Origin of the sequence: Candidatus Poriferisocius sp. (assembly GCF_965204015.1) — a bacterium.
In the GTDB taxonomy this organism is placed as follows: Bacteria; Actinomycetota; Acidimicrobiia; order Acidimicrobiales; family Bin134; genus Poriferisocius.
In genome coordinates, this window is record NZ_OZ241965.1 from 3945769 (window position 1) to 3958280 (window position 12512).

The window sequence follows — 12512 nt, forward strand, 5'->3', positions numbered from 1 at the left end:
TCTAGCCGCGTATCGCGAGATGCGTCGCCTTGTCGAAGAAGTGGAACTTCGCGGCGTTGATGTTGATCTGGATCGCGTCGCCGAAGCGCGCCTCGGAGAGCGGGCTCAAGCGCGCGGTGCACCGCGAACTCGACTCGTCGCCGAGCTCGTCGAGCGCATCGGGATCGCCGCTGTCGACGTGGGTCGCATCGATGCTGAAGTGCATGAGCGTCTCCGCACCGAGCGCCTCGCGGACGTCGACGGTGGCCGAGATGCGCTGATCGGCCGGGTGGTCCGGCTGGACCGCAGCATCCTCGAGATCCTCGGGCCGGATGCCGAGGACGATCGGCTGGCCGAGATACCCGTGGAGCGCCGGACGGGCGGCCACCACCGACTCGGGCACGGCGACGGACTGGCTGCCGAGCTGCACGGTGTAGCCCCCACTGGTGCCGTCCTGGCTCAGGACCCCTTCGTAGAGGTTCATCGACGGCGAGCCGATGAAGGCGGCGACGAACACGTTGTCGGGGTCGGCGTAGAGCTCCTCGGGGGCGGCGACCTGCTGGAGGTGACCGTCCTTGATCACGGCAACGCGGTCGCCCATCGTCATCGCCTCGACCTGGTCGTGTGTGACGTAGAAGGTCGTGACGCCGAGCTCGCGCTGGATCCCGGCGATGTCGGCTCGCATCTGAACTCGGAGTTTGGCGTCGAGGTTCGACAGCGGCTCGTCCATCAAGAACAGAGCCGGCCGGCGCACGATCGCACGACCCATGGCGACGCGCTGCCGCTGGCCACCCGACAACTGCGCCGGCTTCTTGTCGAGCTGCTCGGTGAGCTCGAGGATCTGAGCCGCCTCCTCCACCTGTTGGTGGAGGTCGCTCTTGTCGACCTTGCGCAGCTTGAGCGGGAACGCGATGTTCTCCCGCACCGTCATCTGCGGGTACAGCGCGTAGTTCTGGAACACCATCGCGATGTCGCGATCCTTGGGCTCGACCTCATTGACCCGGCGGTCGCCGACCTTCAGCTCACCACCACTGATGTCTTCCAGCCCGGCGATCATCCGCAGGGCGGTCGACTTGCCGCAGCCCGAGGGACCGACCAGGACCAGGAACTCGCCGTCGACGAGTTCGAGACTCAGGTCGGTGACGGCCTGGAAGCCGTTGGGGTAGATCTTGGTGACCTTGTCCAGAGTGACAGCAGCCATCACTGGCCTCCTTGGTGCTGGAGATCTTGTTGTTGTAGATGCGGCGGGGCGGGCGGCGTGCGCTCGCCAAGGTCGTAGGCCTCCCAGCCGTTGGTGGCCATCAGAGTTCCTCCTGTCCGGTGAGCTGCCGCAGGCGGGCCAGCACGTCGAGGCCCTGCAGGTCCAGCCAATGGAGCAGGTCGATGAAGACCCAGTTCTCGGCGAGCTTATCGCCGTCGCGGCGGTACACGTCGACCACCCGCATGTCGGCGTCGACGCCTGAACCGGGCAGGCCCATGAACCCGCCGGTGGCGATGTTGGTGAGGTTGGCCCAGCCGAAGAAGCACGCATAATTGCCCTCGCCGAACCGGGCGATGTGGCCGTTGAACCGCTTGCCGGTCAGGTTCGTGCGGAACGGGTACTGGTGCTGTTGCTGGTAGCGGTCGATCGTGTACGTCGCGCCGATGCCTTCGGGGCCTGACCAGATCATGTCGTCGTGCCAGCAATTCGCGAGAACCGAACTCGGCATGCGGTCTTCGCCGATCTCGTTGGCGATCTCGTTCGCCTCGAGGAGATCGGCGACCATGCGCTCGACGAGCTCGATCGTCGCCTCGCCTTCGGCCGCGTCCTGGGTCTCGTATAGCAGGCCGTCGTGGGTCCGGGGGCCGGGATGGATGTGCGACGAGCCGGTCTGCGGTGGCAACGGGTAGTGGCCGGCCTGACGCATGACGCTGATCACGTCGACGAAAAGGGCGGTCTCGGCGATCTGCTCGCCTTCGACCCGGTGGAACTCGGAGTAGCGGACGAAGACCATCTTGCGGGTCGGCGGGATCCCGAGCCACGGGTGGTCGAACAGGCCGAGAAGATGACCCATCTGACAGACCCACACATCGGCCGTGTCGCCGACCACGGACTCGCCGGCGAGGAAGACGTCGGGGCGGCGCTGCAGCGGGCTGAACGCCTCCTGCACCGGCACCCAGAACGTCTCGGCGACCGCATCGGCTCCCACCTGTTCGTGCCACGGGTGCATACCCCGCCACGAGTAGTCCTCGGCGGTGTGCTTGCGCAGGACCGCAGCGATGTCCTGGTCGCCGCTCAGGGCGTCCAGGTCGGCGTAGTAGTCGAGAACCACTCGCTTGGCGGCCTGCAGGTCAGTCACGGCTAACCCTTCACCGCACCAGCGCCCAAGCCCTTCACGAGGTGCTTCTGGAACAGGATGATCACGATCACGATCGGCAGGGTGATCGACACCGCTGCCGCAGCCGCTTCGGTGATCGTTCTCGAACTCTCGCCACCGGTGAGCGACACGATCGCCACCGGCAACGTCCACTCGGTCGGGGCGAGCACTCGGACGAACAGGTACTCGTTGTAGGCGAGCAGCAGGGTGAACAGGCCGGTGGCGATGATCGCCGGCCACATGACCGGGATGATGACCTTGCGGAAGGCCTCGAGGCGGGTGGCGCCGTCCATCATCGCCGCTTCCTCGAGCTCCTTCGGCACGTCCATGAAGAACGAGCGGAACATCCAGATCGTGAACGGCTGGTTGACAGCAACCAGCGCGAGGACAATGCCGACTCGCGAGTCGAGTATCTGCAGCTCGTCGATGAACGGGAAGTCGATCAGGGGGAAGTCCCAGTCGGCGATCCCCTTGTCGCGCAGCCATGCGTCGATGCGGTTCGCACCGAAGAAGTACGGCAGCACGAAGGCTGTGCGCGGCAGGGCACGGAAGCCGAGCGCCACGATGAGGATCACCGCGCCGGAGATCCCCGAGTACCGGGCGAGGCCGTAGCCGGCGAGCAGGCCGATCGAGAGCGAGATAAGCATGGTGAGCACCGTGACGACGATGCTGTTGATCAGGAAGTCGTAGGTGTCCTCGGTCGCCCAGGCCCGGGGGAAGCGCCAGAGCCCGAACCACAGGGTGAACACCGCGCCGCCAATGAACCAGTTCTTGGCTGGCCAGTCGCGCGAGTACGCCAGGTATGCGACGACCGCCATGACGGCGAGGTACCAGAACGTGGGCCAGAACTGGATGTTTTCGGCGATCACGAGCAGATGGACCCCGACGAGCCCCATCCAGGCGAGCAGCCAGGGCCGGCCGTCGGCGTTGCGTCTGGACATGAGTCCGAAGAACGCCGCGATGGCGGCGATCAGCACGATGAAGCCGAGTACGAGCCACAGGCTGTCCTCGAGTTTCTTCTCGTCGAGCCAGAAGTTGCGGTAGGCGTTGCCGGTGGTCTCATAACCCCAGAGCACCGGGATCTTGGCGGCCACGTCGCGGGTGAACTTGATCGAGGTCTGGATCGTCCACAGGAACGGCAGGACACTCCAGACGACCAGCAGGATCAGGACACTGTGGAGACCGATCCGCGGGAGCAGGTTGGACTTCTTCATGTCAGTCCCTCTCCGCGATCTGGTCCTTGTAGCTGCGATACAAGAACGGGATGAGCACGACGAAGATGCCGATCACGGTGAGGATCGACATCGCGTTGCCCTTGCCGAGGCGGCCAATGTCGAACGCCGTGGCGGTGCGGACGTTGTAGACGGCGAGAGTGTGCGCGTCGGTGAACCGGTTGCCGGTCCAGACGAACACCTGGTCGTACACCCGGTACATGTCCATGATCGAGATCAGCGCCACGAACAGGAGCAGGGTGCGCAGGTGCGGCAGGGTCACATGCCACAGCTGGCGCCAGAAGCCGGCGCCGTCGATCTGCGCCGCCTCGACGCGGTCCTGGGGGAGCGTCTGGAGGCCAGCGAAGAAGGTGATGAAGGCGAACGGTGTTACCGCCCACACCAGCTGGATGATGATCAGCCAGCGCACGTTGCTGGACGTGACCTGGAAAGGATCGTCGGTGATGCTCTCCCAGATCCATGCGATCAACCCGCCCCGATCGAAGAGGTCTTTGTAGACGAGTGAGCCGACGACGGGCGTGACGACCATGGGCATGAGCAGGGCGGCCATGTAGATCGAGCGGCCGCGCTTCACCCGATCGAGGAGGAGCGCGATCGTCAAGCCGAGCACCAACTGGAGCGGGACCACGATGATGACGAGCAGGATCGTCCAGCGAGCCGCGCTCCAGAACTCCGGGTCGGAGAGGATGTCGCGATAGTTGTCGAACCCGATGAACACCGGGTTCTGAAGATCGCGCAACGTCAGCCGCTGGAACCCGAGCCAGATCGTTGCGAGCAGCGGGACGATCATCAGTGTGAGCATCACGGCGACGCTCGGAACGGTGAACCCCCAGAATGTTCGTTTGTTCATCCACTCCCCCTTCCCAGGGGCCGTCCGCCATCGACCGGGATCACCGCCCCGGTTGTGAACGGGAGGTCGGCGACGAGCGCGAGGCGTGTGGTCATGTCAGGCTGGCTGCCCCGAGTAACGCTCGACGCGGATGTCGGCCTGAGCCTGGTGGCCGGAGAAGTTCTCGATGGCGCACAGACGGCTGCAGTACTCGCCGATCAGGGCGGACGATGCCGGATCCGTGACCCGCTGGTAGGTCACGGTCTTGATGAACTTCCCGACCCAGAGGCCGCCGGTGTAGCGAGCAGCACCCTGGGTGGGGAGGGTGTGGTTGGTGCCGATGACCTTGTCGCCGTAGCTGACGTTGGTCATGGGCCCGAGGAACAGCGCGCCGTAGTTGACCATGTTCGCGAGGAAGAAGTCGTCGTCGTCGGTCATCACCTGCACGTGCTCGAAGGCGAGCTCGTTCGCGAGATCGAGCATCTCCTGGTGAGAGTTGCAGACGATGACCCGGCCGTAGTCGTCCCACGCGACCGACGCGATGTCGGCCGTGGGCAGCGTCTGGAGCTGGCGTTCGACCTCGGCCATCGTGTCGAGTCCGAGCTGGCGGCTGGTGGTGAGCATGACCGCCGGAGAGGTGGGCCCGTGTTCGGCCTGACCGAGGAGGTCGGTCGCACACATCTCGGCGTCGACGGTGTGGTCGGTGAGCAGGAGCGTTTCGGTGGGCCCGGCGGGGAGGTCGATGCCGACCCGGCCGTAGAGCTGACGCTTGGCCTCGGCCACGAACGCGTTGCCCGGCCCGACCAGAACGTCGACGGGGTCGACGAACTCGGTGCCCAGAGCGAGGGAGGCGACGGCCTGGATGCCGCCGAGAACGTAGATCTCGTCGGCGCCGGCAAGATGCATGGCGGTGACGGTCTCGGCGGGGACGGCGCCGTTGATCGGCGGGGTGCAGGCAGCCACGCGAGGGACGCCTGCCACCTTGGCGGTAAGGACGCTCATGTGTGCCGAGGCCACCATCGGGTAGCGGCCGCCGGGTACGTACGCGCCCACATTCTGGACCGGGATGTGTTTGTGGCCGAGGGTGACCCCCGGGAGGGTCTCGATCTCGGTCTCGAGCATCGAGTCAAGCTGGGCCTGGGCGAAGTTCCGGATCTGGGTCTGGGCGAATCGGATGTCGTCGAGCGTGCCGGGGTCGACGCTCGCCACGGTCTCCTCGATCTGTTCCGCCGAGAGCCTGAACCGCTCGGGCTTCCAGTCGTCGAACTGGGCCGACAACTCGCGTACCGCGGCCTCACCGCGCTCGGCGATGTCGTCGATGATCGAGCGAACCCGCTCGGCGAGGGCCTGGTCGGTGCCGTGGGCCTCCTTCTTCTTCGCGTCCTTGAGGATCTCAGCCATCGTTCCTGGGGGTTTGGGTGGGGGTCGTGGTCTTGCCGATGCGGATGGTGCCGGGAACGACGACGTCGGCTGGCGCCGAGGTGTCGTCGCTCCGGGCTGTCTGATCGCCGTCCCGGCGATCGAGGGTGAGTTTGACGGCCTTCTCGACGAGGACGTCGGTCGACTGAACGAGGGTGGTGAGGTCGTAGCCGGCCCAGCTCGCCTGAGGGAGCCCGTCGAAGCCGGTGAGGATGAGGTCGTCGGGCACTCGGATACCACCGGACTCGAGTCCATCGAGCACTCCGAACGCGAGCTCATCGCCGGCCACCATCACGGCGTCTGGCAGGTCGTCCGCCTGGGCGATTCGGGCGGCGGCTTTGTAGCCGTCGTCGTAGGCGAATCCCCCGGCCGCGATGTATGGACACGCCACTCCGTGCTCCCCGAGCGCCCTCGCAGCTCCGCGATAGCGGATCTGATCGGTCGAAGCCGACGAGATGCCACCGACGTATTGGACAGTTCGCGCGCCTCGGCCGATCACATGCTCGGCGAGGTCGCGCATCCCGCTCTCGTTGTCGACACTCACCGACGGCACAATTCCGGCCGCAGCGGGCTGGTTGAACGCCACCAGCGGAAGGCCGGTTCGCTCCATTCGCACGAGCTGGCCGCTACCGATCCGCGCCGACGCGAGGACGAGGCCGTCGACCCGATACTGTGCGACCGAAGCCAGAACCGCGTCGACGTCGTCTGCGTCGGAGAAGCTGAACAGGAGCAGTTGCTCGCCTCGGGCCGCCAGCTGGGCCGAGAAGGCGGAGATGACGCTCTGCCAGAACTCACCGGTGGCTGGTACGACGGCCCCGACGATGTTGGTTCGCTGGGACTTGAGCGAGCGAGCGATCGCGTTCGGCACGTAGCCGAGCGTCTCTGCCGCGGCCTCGACCTTCGCTCGGGTGGCGGGTGATACGTGCTCGGGCGAGGAGAAGGTGCGCGCGACGGTGGCCTGTGAGACCCCGGCTTCAGCGGCGACATCGACGGACGTGACGCGGCGTGGCATGGCTCCTTCCCTCTACCCCTCTGACTATGAATACGTAGTTTGAATACGTAGCCATTGTCAACCCCGAACGGTTCTGGAAAGACACAACGATCGCGCCGGTTGCCCTGGGCTCTATGAGATTGCCAGCGAGCCTACGGAGCTGCCGGCCAGCGGGAGAGGGGGTTCCCGCTGGCCGGCTGGCCGTTACTGGGCTCAGGTCAGGTCGAACCGATCCAGGTTCATGACTTTGGCCCAGGCTGAGGCGAAGTCGTTGACGAACTTCTCCTCGCCGTCGTCGCAGCCGTACACCTCGGCGATGGCCCGAAGCTGCGAGTTGGAGCCGAACACCAGGTCAGCCGCGGTGGCCGTCCAGCGGGCTCGCCGGTGGTGCAATCCCTGCCCTCGTAGACGCCGGGCTGGTCGATTGACGCCTGCCACTCGGTGTCCATGGTGAGCAGGTTGGTGAAGCGGCGGACGCACCATTCCCGTCGGCCCCGTCACCACAATGGTCTTGTTCCGCAACTCCGCTTTGAACTCCTCTTGCGCTGTGAGGAAATAAACCCAATGCGAGCCCTATGAATCCGGCACCCCAAGGTGCTACCCGGGGATATCGAGGATCAGGCTGAGAACCTCTCGGATCTGGGTCAGCGCATTCCCTCCGACGTTGCCCCTTGTGCTCTCGATGCGGCTGGCGGCGACGGCGCGGATGTGCTGGCACTGGGCGGCTGAGGCATCGTCCAGCCCGTTGCCGGGATCGGCTTCAACCTCCACTTCTGATGCAAATCCTCGAATGGCCGTCGTCAGCGGCACGACTTGGACAACGCTCGGGTTTGCGTCGAGCACACGCTGGGCAGTCACCACAACCGCGGGATGCCGAAAGCCGGCTTCTCGCCCCGCGGGCGTCCCGAGATCTAGGTCGACGACATCACCCGAGGTCAGCATCAAGCCAACTGACCTCTTCAACAGTGAGTTCACCGTGCAACTCAGCGCCGATCTTGTCTTGGCGCAACCGCCGCACCGCGATAGCAACCGTGTCGCCCACTGTTGTACCCAGAGAAGCGGCCAGCTGCTTCAATTCCCGGTGCGTTGCGGCGTCGATTCGCACGCTGGTGCTTTGCATACATTTATGTTAGCAGTTATGCATACACCAATTGCTCAGGGTCATCGTCGTGCGTCGATGATTTCTGTGTCGTAGGAGCCCAGAGACTGGTCGGCGGTTACCAGGGACAGCGCTTCGAGTTGGGCCTGGGCAATGAGCATCCGGTCGAAGGGGTCTTGGTGGTGGGCGGGAAGCGAAGGGGCATGCTCAGCGTGTTCCATTGAGATGGCTAGGGGAACGAACCCTCCTGACTGGAGCGCAGCGACAAGGCCATCGGGCATGGTCAGCTTGCCGAGCGCTCGCTTGATCCCGAGCTCCCACGGAGTGACTGCCGAGAAGTAGACCTCATCCGCGTTTTCTATCAATTGTCGGCACTGCGAGCCCAGGGATTCGCTGCCTTCGAGCCACCACAGGGCGACATGGCTGTCTACCAAGACCCTCACGGCATTTCTGCCTCAGCCGACTCCTCGAACAAGGCCACGACCTCCGCATCAGAGCCGACCACATCTCCGCGATAGCCAACCCGCCCAGCCCACGCCCCGGCAACCCGGGCCGGGCGACCAGGGCGCCATGGAACGATCCTGGCCACCGGGTTCCCATTACGGGCCACAATCACCTCAACACCCGCCTCGGCCTCGCGAATCAGCTCCGACAGCCGCGACTTCGCCTCATGTGTGTTAACCACCAGAGCAGACATAGTCCTAGCTTAGCTAAGAGCATCACTGATCTCAACCGCAATTGGGGTGCGAGCACTGACGTTCCCCATCAGTCATTCGATTCCAAAGTCGGTCGATACTCCAAGTGAACACGCATACTTTGACAAAGAAGGGGCGAACCGCGTCGGCAAGGTGGCGATGATGGCAAGAGGCATGGGAGAAGCGGCGCGACATGGAGCCATCTGCGGGATGCGAATGCAACCGTTCGCTCCCAACATGGTTTCGGATGCCGTTCGGTTACCGAGAGGGGGTGTGTCACCGAACGGTGGTACGATATGGGCATGTCGGATTCGGATAACGCTATATGGGTGCCGATACGCACTGCTGAGGAGATGGGCAGGTTCATCCGCTCTTCCCGCGAGGGAGCGCAGATGACCCAGGCCGCGCTGGCAGGCAGGCTTGGCGTGTCCCGCAAATGGGTGTCGGAGGTGGAACAGGGTAAGCAGTCAGCCGAAGTCGGCAAGGTCTTGGCTGCGCTTCTGCATCTGGGGTTCACACCGATGGCCACCCGCACCCCGCCGCCGGCATTCGATGTCGATGCCCTTCTCGGCTCGCTGACAGGGGAGTAGCCAGCCGTGGAACTCGCTGTGCTGATCGGCGGGCGCATTGCTGGGACGCTCGACCTGTCCGACAGCCGCAGCCCTGTGTTCGCATACGATCCGGCCTACGGAATCTACGGCGGACCTCCGTTATCAGTGCGGTTCCCGATCCCCGACGGCGGTGCCGAGGGCAACGATCTGCGCGGATGGCTCGAAGGCCTGCTGCCTGACCACGACGACTTTCTTCGCGCCTTGCGCGCCGAGCACGACCTCGCCCGCACCGACACGCTGCTGCTGCTCGGAACGCCGATGGGTGCCGACTGCGCTGGCGCCGTCCAGTTCTGCCCGCCCGACCAGGCAGAAGCGATGGCCGCCGACAAGGGCGGAGCCGACCCCATATCTGAGGCTGAGATAGCCGACTGGCTCAGAGCGCTTCAAGTCGACCCAGCCCGCCGAGGGCGTCGGTCCCCTGATGCCGATTCAGGATTCAGCCTCGCTGGGATGCAGCCAAAAGTCGCTGTGCGCCGAACCGACGACGGCGGGTGGGCCGTGCCCTACGGGGCCGTCCCTACCACCCACATCATCAAAGCGACCAGGCCCGACCCCTACCCGCACGAAGCCATAGTCGAGCACCTCACCCAGGCCACCGCGTCCAGAATCGGCCTCCCCACGGCCCGCACCACTGTGGCTGTCTACGAAGGAGTCGAGGTAATCATCGTCGAGCGCTTCGACCGGCCCGCAGGCGGAGCGCACCGCATCCATCAAGAGGACATGTGCCAGGCACTCGGCCATCCGCCGAACATGAAATACCAGCGGGATGGCGGACCTGGGCCCGACGACATCGCAGGTGTGCTGCGGGAGCACTGCGATTCGGGGAACACCGGCGATGTCGAGAGGTTCTGCGATTACCTCCTCTACCAGTGGATATCAGCTGCCACCGACGGGCACGCCAAAAACTACGGACTCTTGCTTCCCGGCTCTGGGATCGTGCGCCTCTCGCCATTGTACGACACGGCAAGTTGGCTGCCCTACCGAGCGGGGAAGCCGATCCGCAATATCCGCCTGGCGATGAAGTTAGGCAAGGACTACCGGCTGTCGAGCGCTGACCGCCCCTCGGGGTTGCGCCGTACAGCCGACCGGCTCGGCCTAGACCCTGTGTCCGTAGCTGCCCGTGCCTCCGAGCTCGCTGCCGCAGTACCCGATGCTCTCGCCGCCGCTATTGCCGCCCTCCCGCCCGGCATGGGCACGAGCCCGGAAGTCGCGTCACTAAGGGCGGCGATGACATCTCGTTCCCAGAAGTGCAAGGCAACAGCTGAGGAGGCTGCTGCCAAGGCCCGCACAGGCGGTGCTGGCGGACCCACTCCTAGTGGGATCGCTGTGCAAGTTCAATCACTCCCTGCGAAGGCATCACCCCGCTGCGGACATATCGGGGTGCGTACAGGCAAACCGTGCATCCGCCCCCCGCATCGCGGAAACGATCACCGCTACTGAACAGCAGCCGTGCAACCGCTGTCCCATGCCGTGTTCGACGATATCGACAAGAGGCGAAACGGCGCAGGTATCGGTCGGCGGTGAATCCGGGAACGCCATCATGGGCCAAGGCTGACTGGCGGAGTCGTCTATCGCGCAGTGCTCCGCATCATCGACTGACTACCGTTCCGACATGTCTCAAATGCAGCAGGCTTGGATCGACTTCTGCGAGGAGTTGAAGGGGTCGGTCGACTACGTGTTCGCCGACGATCAGGTGACGGAGTCCCCCATCGACGAGGCCGAGGGGGTTCGCCACGTGGTTAGGTCGCTGGTAAAGGCGTGCTTGGCGACGTTCGAGAACGCCGACCCAAGGCTCCCGGAGCTTGCCTGGTTCCATCCGTCGAAGATGGGACTCGACAATCCTGATGCGCTCTATCAGTCCGCCCCGATCGATTTGGTCCACGACTACGAGTTCTCCGGCAACATCGGGTCGGTTGCGTACCTCGGTATCGCCTTGATGAGCATGAAGTGGGGCACGGGCGATTTCGAGTTCGTGAGGAACATCCACGTCTCCGAGCTCGGTGCCGACGAGAACGGCAACTTCACGGTGACGCTGAGCTCGCAACCCGATCCGGGGACCACCGGCCGTCCGTGGTTCCAGCTCCCTGCCAAGCGCACATCCCTACTTGTGCGCCAGTTTTTCTCGGATTGGGAGAGCGAGTCGCTGGCAGCCCTGTCGCTTCGATGCCTCTCCGAGGACCCGCCGGCATCTCGGATCACCCCTGAGCAACTGGCCTCCAAACTGCGCTCCGTAGCCGCCGAGGTGAACCGTGTTCCCCCGTTCTGGAACAGCTACTACCGGGAGCACATTGACCGGGGGGAGGTCAACTCGTTCGAACACATCGAGCCGACCCCACCCGAAGATGTCGGATCATTGGGCGGCGCCACCGATCAGGCGTATGCCGAGTGCTGGTACGACATTTCCCCAGGCCAAGCGCTCCTCATCGAGGTCGAGGTCCCCGATTGCGTCTACTGGAACGTGCAACTCGGCGACATCTGGGGACAGTCCACCGACTGGGTCAATCGGCAATCCAGCCTCAACGCCGGACAAGCGGTGCTCGACAACGGCACCCTTCGTGTGGTTGTGAGCGAAGCCGACCCCGGCTACAACAACTGGCTCGATCTCGGCGGCTGCACGCAGGGCCAGATCCTCTTCCGGTGGAATCAAGCCAACGTGATACCCAAACCCGTCGCCCGGCTGCTCGCAATCGAGGATCTCCCTGCCGCGATGCCCGGCTCCGAGGCCGTGCTGACCGCCGACGCACGATCAGCCGCCGACGCACGATCAGCCGCCCTCGCCCGAAGACGCCGAGCCGCCCTCACCCGCTTCCGCCGATGACCTAGTCAGCGTCGGGCGTCGATGATCTCTATGTCGTAGGAATCCAAGGCCCGGTCAGAGGTCATGGCGCAACGGTGAAGGCGAGGCGGCGGCCGGGTCCGAATCGGTAGATGCGGAAATCATTGTCGAGCGAGATGACATTATGGATCCCAAGCCGCTCCATGACGGCCCAGCTAGTGCGGTCCGATAGCGAAAAGTCCTGGTCGGCGAATGCACCCCCGATCGCAGCGGCTGCTTCGAGATCGGCCAGCCCCGAGACTTCAATTCTGGCGATTCCGCTTCGGATGGCGTTGATGAGCTTTTCGGCGGTGTAGGCGTTGTGCCGGTAGCGCATCACCGCCCAGGTCTCGTGGAGCACATGATCACTCGTGACCAAGTGGCCCCGCCGGATGCGGAGTGCTTCGGCTACAGCACCATGGGACGCCTCGGCGCTGTCTGCCATCGACACCCACGCCGAGGTGTCCGCATAGGATGACTCCATC

The 12512-nt window shown here is 64.6% G+C and carries 14 protein-coding genes and 1 pseudogene; 3 read left to right on the forward strand and 12 right to left on the reverse strand.

Annotation, left to right across the window (positions count from 1 at the left end; translation table 11 throughout):
• Position 1 precedes the first annotated feature (1 nt).
• The 11 genes and pseudogenes from ACOGJC_RS17910 to ACOGJC_RS17960 form a co-directional block, all read right to left on the reverse strand.
• Positions 2–1180, reverse strand: coding sequence for an ABC transporter ATP-binding protein (locus ACOGJC_RS17910; RefSeq protein ID WP_419846350.1), 1179 nt, complete (start codon positions 1178–1180; stop codon positions 2–4).
• A gap of 100 nt (positions 1181–1280) precedes the next feature.
• On the reverse strand, positions 1281–2318 hold the full coding sequence (locus ACOGJC_RS17915) for an ester cyclase (protein WP_419846351.1): 1038 nt from the start codon (positions 2316–2318) through the stop codon (positions 1281–1283).
• 2 nt (positions 2319–2320) lie between these two features.
• Positions 2321–3550 carry a carbohydrate ABC transporter permease gene (locus ACOGJC_RS17920; RefSeq protein ID WP_419846352.1) on the reverse strand — a complete coding sequence of 410 codons (1230 nt, stop codon included), beginning with the start codon at positions 3548–3550 and terminating at the stop codon, positions 2321–2323.
• Between the two features lies 1 nt (position 3551).
• A complete protein-coding gene (locus ACOGJC_RS17925; protein WP_419846353.1) occupies positions 3552–4418 on the reverse strand; it encodes a carbohydrate ABC transporter permease in 867 nt (288 codons plus the stop codon).
• Positions 4419–4514: 96 nt separating this feature from the next.
• Positions 4515–5798: a histidinol dehydrogenase gene (gene hisD, locus ACOGJC_RS17930; protein WP_419846354.1), complete on the reverse strand. Its 1284-nt coding sequence runs from the start codon at positions 5796–5798 to the stop codon at positions 4515–4517.
• Complete coding sequence (locus ACOGJC_RS17935) at positions 5791–6828, reverse strand: LacI family DNA-binding transcriptional regulator (protein ID WP_419846355.1); 1038 nt, start codon at positions 6826–6828, stop codon at positions 5791–5793. The genes hisD and ACOGJC_RS17935 overlap by 8 nt, the downstream gene beginning before the upstream one ends.
• Before the next feature lie 192 nt (positions 6829–7020).
• A pseudogene (locus ACOGJC_RS17940) lies at positions 7021–7274 on the reverse strand (catalase-peroxidase); the annotation flags it as partial.
• Positions 7275–7404: 130 nt separating this feature from the next.
• Positions 7405–7749 (reverse strand): type II toxin-antitoxin system PemK/MazF family toxin, encoded by a 345-nt coding sequence (locus ACOGJC_RS17945; protein ID WP_419846356.1) that lies wholly within the window; start codon positions 7747–7749, stop codon positions 7405–7407.
• Positions 7733–7927, reverse strand: a complete 195-nt coding sequence (locus ACOGJC_RS17950; protein ID WP_419846357.1) for a hypothetical protein — start codon at positions 7925–7927, stop codon at positions 7733–7735. The genes ACOGJC_RS17945 and ACOGJC_RS17950 overlap by 17 nt, the downstream gene beginning before the upstream one ends.
• 41 nt (positions 7928–7968) lie before the next feature.
• The gene (locus tag ACOGJC_RS17955; RefSeq protein ID WP_419846358.1) at positions 7969–8349 is read right to left on the reverse strand and encodes a type II toxin-antitoxin system VapC family toxin; all 381 of its coding nucleotides are present in this window, start codon (positions 8347–8349) and stop codon (positions 7969–7971) included.
• Positions 8346–8603, reverse strand: a complete 258-nt coding sequence (locus ACOGJC_RS17960) for a type II toxin-antitoxin system Phd/YefM family antitoxin (protein WP_419846359.1) — start codon at positions 8601–8603, stop codon at positions 8346–8348. The genes ACOGJC_RS17955 and ACOGJC_RS17960 overlap by 4 nt, the downstream gene beginning before the upstream one ends.
• A 300-nt stretch (positions 8604–8903) precedes the next feature.
• On the opposite strand from ACOGJC_RS17960, the gene ACOGJC_RS17965 reads away from it, so the two are divergent.
• The 3 genes from ACOGJC_RS17965 (at position 8904) to ACOGJC_RS17975 (ending at position 12030) form a co-directional block, all read left to right on the forward strand.
• Positions 8904–9191 carry a helix-turn-helix domain-containing protein gene (locus tag ACOGJC_RS17965; protein WP_419846360.1) on the forward strand — a complete coding sequence of 96 codons (288 nt, stop codon included), beginning with the start codon at positions 8904–8906 and terminating at the stop codon, positions 9189–9191.
• Between the two features lie 6 nt (positions 9192–9197).
• The gene (locus ACOGJC_RS17970) at positions 9198–10652 is read left to right on the forward strand and encodes a HipA domain-containing protein (RefSeq protein WP_419846361.1); all 1455 of its coding nucleotides are present in this window, start codon (positions 9198–9200) and stop codon (positions 10650–10652) included.
• Between the two features lie 172 nt (positions 10653–10824).
• Complete coding sequence (locus ACOGJC_RS17975) at positions 10825–12030, forward strand: hypothetical protein (protein WP_419846362.1); 1206 nt, start codon at positions 10825–10827, stop codon at positions 12028–12030.
• Between the two features lie 61 nt (positions 12031–12091).
• On the opposite strand, the gene ACOGJC_RS17980 is transcribed toward ACOGJC_RS17975, so the two are convergent.
• A complete protein-coding gene (locus ACOGJC_RS17980) occupies positions 12092–12511 on the reverse strand; it encodes a type II toxin-antitoxin system VapC family toxin (protein WP_419846363.1) in 420 nt (139 codons plus the stop codon).
• Between the last annotated feature and the right edge of the window lies 1 nt (position 12512).

Coding starts and splice junctions, on each gene's coding strand:
- ACOGJC_RS17910 (WP_419846350.1), bottom strand. CDS start 1,180: ATGGCTGCTGTCACTCTGGACAAGGTCACCAAGATCTACCCCAACGGC.
- ACOGJC_RS17920 (WP_419846352.1), bottom strand. CDS start 3,550: ATGAAGAAGTCCAACCTGCTCCCGCGGATCGGTCTCCACAGTGTCCTG.
- ACOGJC_RS17925 (WP_419846353.1), bottom strand. CDS start 4,418: ATGAACAAACGAACATTCTGGGGGTTCACCGTTCCGAGCGTCGCCGTG.
- hisD (WP_419846354.1), bottom strand. CDS start 5,798: ATGGCTGAGATCCTCAAGGACGCGAAGAAGAAGGAGGCCCACGGCACC.
- ACOGJC_RS17935 (WP_419846355.1), bottom strand. CDS start 6,828: ATGCCACGCCGCGTCACGTCCGTCGATGTCGCCGCTGAAGCCGGGGTC.
- ACOGJC_RS17945 (WP_419846356.1), bottom strand. CDS start 7,749: ATGCTGACCTCGGGTGATGTCGTCGACCTAGATCTCGGGACGCCCGCG.
- ACOGJC_RS17950 (WP_419846357.1), bottom strand. CDS start 7,927: ATGCAAAGCACCAGCGTGCGAATCGACGCCGCAACGCACCGGGAATTG.
- ACOGJC_RS17960 (WP_419846359.1), bottom strand. CDS start 8,603: ATGTCTGCTCTGGTGGTTAACACACATGAGGCGAAGTCGCGGCTGTCG.
- ACOGJC_RS17965 (WP_419846360.1), top strand. CDS start 8,904: ATGTCGGATTCGGATAACGCTATATGGGTGCCGATACGCACTGCTGAG.
- ACOGJC_RS17975 (WP_419846362.1), top strand. CDS start 10,825: ATGTCTCAAATGCAGCAGGCTTGGATCGACTTCTGCGAGGAGTTGAAG.
- ACOGJC_RS17980 (WP_419846363.1), bottom strand. CDS start 12,511: ATGGAGTCATCCTATGCGGACACCTCGGCGTGGGTGTCGATGGCAGAC.